Source organism: Nocardia seriolae NBRC 15557, assembly GCF_007990715.1.
GTDB lineage: Bacteria > Actinomycetota > Actinomycetes > Mycobacteriales > Mycobacteriaceae > Nocardia > Nocardia seriolae.
Genome location: NZ_BJWY01000233.1, coordinates 1 through 3187, shown reverse-complemented (window position 1 = coordinate 3187; position 3187 = coordinate 1). Strand labels below are relative to the sequence as shown.

Genomic DNA, 3187 nt, shown 5'->3' with positions numbered 1-3187 from the left:
AGTACTAGGCCCGATCCGACCGCCCGGCGTCCCGGCCGCTTGCCGCTAGGTACTCAACCGCAGTACCGCCGAGCTGCCCTGGACGGCAACCACCTTGATGGTGAGGCCGTTGAGAAAGATCGTCCCGCCGACCCCGGTCGAGCCGGAGATCGGGAACCCGAACATGGACCCGGCCGCCGTCACCGCGCCGGGGGAGATCTCCTGGATCTTGACCGACCCGCCGATCCGGGTGAATCCCGGCGTCGGGATGGTGGTCGGCCCGTCGACCGGGATCTCGCAGTTGCCATTGGCGCAGGCGTCGAGATTCGTCCCGTCCGCGGCCGCCATCCCGGACTTCGCTTTCGCAGGGGCCGTCGTGGTCGCCGTCGCTCGAGCCGCCGACGTCGTGCCCGCCGCTGCCGTCTGCGCCGGTTCGGCGGACCCGCCCGACCCGCATCCCGTGATAGCCGCCACGAGCATCACACCCAGACCGACCGGTCCGCCCTTCGCCAGCGCGGACATCGGGATTCGCATGCGGCCTCCACCATGCTGTCTTCGGAACTACGCGACACGATGATGCTCGACGGCCCTCGCCACCGCAGCAGAATGCGAAACGTCTATAAGCCAAATATCTCGGCTATCGTTCCCGCCCACACTCGATCTCCACATCGTGTCCGCCCGCCGCGCACATGCCGTTCCTAGAGTCGATTCCGAACCCGCTTCGCCGCCGGACAGGAGGGGCCCATGCACGACCCGCACCCATTCACCCGCTGGACAACCGAACTCGAGGCCAAGGCCCGAGCCCGCACCCGCACCGGCGACCCCGACCGGTCCCGCGGCGCCACTCTCCCGCCCGCCCTCATCCGCAGCATCCAACGCTTCCAGGTAGGCGAATCCGGCGACGGCGCCAACCTCATCTCCAAGGCCGATGCCGCAGGCGACCCCACCTACGCCGCCGCCGTCCGCCTCTTCGTCGCCGAAGAACAAAACCACGCCCGCCTCCTCGCCCGCCTCCTGAACGCCGCAGGCCACCAACCCATCTCCCGCCACTGGACCGACGCCGCCTTCGTCCACCTGCGCCGCGCCTTCGGCCTCCGCCTCGAACTAATGGTCCTCTCGGTAGCGGAAGTGATCGCGGTCCCGTACTACAGCGCCCTGCGCGACGGCGCCCCCGACCAATTGACCACCCGCACCGCTGCACTGATCGTGGCCGACGAACAACGCCACATCCCCTTCCACACCCAACGCCTCCGTGCCGCCTTCGCCCCCACCCCGCTCCGTCCTCTGATCCGAGCGGCCTGGTGGCTCATCCTCTACGTCGCGATCGCGGTAGTCCTCTACGACCACGGCCCCGCCCTCCGCCAATTACGCATCACCCGAACGGAATTCGCCCGATCCGCCCAAACCCACTTCGCCCCGATCAGCGCCACCGCCCTCCCACCGCGTCGAGGCCGTCGCGATCCGGTAGCAGCCCCATCCGATGATGCCGACCTTCGATACCGATCCGACCCTGACCGGCGTGCCTGCCGGTAACGGGAATCAACTTGCTGTAGACCAAGTATTCCGTGCCGACACCGATGATCCGAGCCGTCGCCCTCATCGCGGGGGCCCTGTTACTCACGTCGTGTGGATCGCGGGGACGGAGTGAAGCGAACCAGAACCTGACCCTGGACCAGGCTCAAAAGCACGCGCTGGAGTACTTGAACGAAGCACTCGGTGCCCTACCCGCCGGTGTGTACCTGTCGGACAACTTGCCCGACTCCCCGGCAGGCAACGCGTTCTCTCACGGAAATATGGTGCCATGCGACGAAACCCCCACTGGCCCAGTGAATCTCGGCGTGAACTACTGGGTCCCGGGGTTGCCGCCGGCATCCGGTGAACAGTATGTCGACGCCATCGTGAAGGCCTGGGAATCGCGGGGAGTGCAGGTAGATCACCGCCGGGGTCGGCCTGGCAGCTCCTACAGCGTGTACGTGAACGCGGAAGCGGGCTACCGCCTCTCGGCTGAGCGACGACTCCAACGACGTATCGGTATCGGTGGGGTCGCCGTGCTTCACCCGGCCGACTCCACAGCAGAATCCCGACATGCCTGCCACCATCGGCCACCCGTAGGCGGCCGACCGTGACCGGCGCGAGGTTGCAGCCTCGGCCTACGTTGTCTTGTCCGCGTCCGCGCCGGATGGTTCGGCGTCGTCCGTGGGTGGGGCTTCACTCCCGAGGATCACGTCGCCTGGTTCGGTGATCGCCAGGGCGGTCTCCAGGTCTTCGTTCGAGCTGACGTTGTATTCCGGCATGACGGCACCTCCGCAATCGATCCGATCGGCGCATCCAGTCTCTATCTTTCCCGATGCCGGGCACGCGGAATCAGCGGGAACCCGGTGTCCCGCATACTCTCCGCATTGTTGCGCTGCCCGTTCGCTATCGGCCCCTGGGAACCTCGCGCAGCCAGTCGACCACTTCGTCGGGCCCCGGCATGCGGGCGATCTCCCCGGCGATGGCTTCGGCTGCGGCCCGATAGTCATTGCCGCGACGCTGCGGCAGCCGCTGCGCGGCATCGGCGATCGCGTCCGCCCCGATGTCCCCGTCGGCGAGCCGGATCCCGGCCCCAGCCGCCTCGACCGCGTCGGCATTGGCGAACTGGTCGGCCCCCTGCGGCAACAGCAACTGGGGGACTGCGGAACTCAGCGCGCCGAGGGCGGTTCCGCTGCCACCGTGATGGACCACGACATCGGCGTGGGAGAGCAGACCTGCCTGCGGAACCCAGCCGTGGACGCTGACATTGCCCGGCGCCGGGCCGACCTCATCGGGATCCAGCCGCCCGGCCGCCACGATGACATGAGCGTCGAGGCGGGCAAGCCCGGCAATGGCCTCGGTGAGCAACTCCCGCGTGCCGAACACGGTCCCCAGCGTGAGATAGATCAGCGGCCGAGATGCGGGAATGCCCGGCAGCCGGACCCGGTCGTCCGCCTCCGGCACGGGCAGCGGCCGCAATTCGATCCGCTCGACCTCCAGAAACCTTTGTCCTGCAACGACGGCGGACAGATATCGATGTGCGGCAACCCGGCCCCCTCGGCAACCCGAGTCGACATCTCCAGCCCGATCCCCTCCGGAAACATCCGCCCGAACCCATGCCACACCCCCGCAACCTCGGCCCGCCGCGCCGCGATCGCCGCCCCGGGCACCCCCCACTCGTGAACAACTAGTGTCG

At 68.1% G+C, this 3187-nt stretch carries 4 protein-coding genes; 1 reads left to right on the top strand and 3 read right to left on the bottom strand.

Annotated features, from left to right (window positions below; translation table 11 throughout):
* Nucleotides 1–45: 45 nt before the first annotated feature.
* Nucleotides 46–513, bottom strand: coding sequence for a hypothetical protein (locus NS2_RS35270; RefSeq protein WP_033091703.1), 468 nt, complete (start codon nt 511–513; stop codon nt 46–48).
* 210 nt (nt 514–723) lie between these two features.
* Between NS2_RS35270 and NS2_RS35265 the strand changes: the two genes are divergently transcribed.
* Nucleotides 724–1512, top strand: a complete 789-nt coding sequence (locus NS2_RS35265) for a ferritin-like domain-containing protein (protein ID WP_186817628.1) — start codon at nt 724–726, stop codon at nt 1510–1512.
* 617 nt (nt 1513–2129) lie between these two features.
* Here the strand turns inward: NS2_RS35265 and NS2_RS36600 are convergent.
* Both NS2_RS36600 and NS2_RS35260 read right to left on the bottom strand, forming a co-directional pair.
* Entirely contained in the window at nt 2130–2273 is a 144-nt protein-coding gene (locus NS2_RS36600) for a hypothetical protein (protein ID WP_155239383.1), read from the bottom strand.
* A gap of 124 nt (nt 2274–2397) precedes the next feature.
* The gene (locus NS2_RS35260) at nt 2398–2970 is read right to left on the bottom strand and encodes a glycosyltransferase (protein ID WP_052087114.1); all 573 of its coding nucleotides are present in this window, start codon (nt 2968–2970) and stop codon (nt 2398–2400) included.
* Between the last annotated feature and the right edge of the window lie 217 nt (nt 2971–3187).

Excerpts from the sequence above, each read along its gene's own strand:
- NS2_RS35270 (WP_033091703.1), bottom strand. The coding sequence starts at position 513 with ATGCGAATCCCGATGTCCGCGCTGGCGAAGGGCGGACCGGTCGGTCTG.
- NS2_RS35265 (WP_186817628.1), top strand. The coding sequence starts at position 724 with ATGCACGACCCGCACCCATTCACCCGCTGGACAACCGAACTCGAGGCC.
- NS2_RS36600 (WP_155239383.1), bottom strand. The coding sequence starts at position 2,273 with ATGCCGGAATACAACGTCAGCTCGAACGAAGACCTGGAGACCGCCCTG.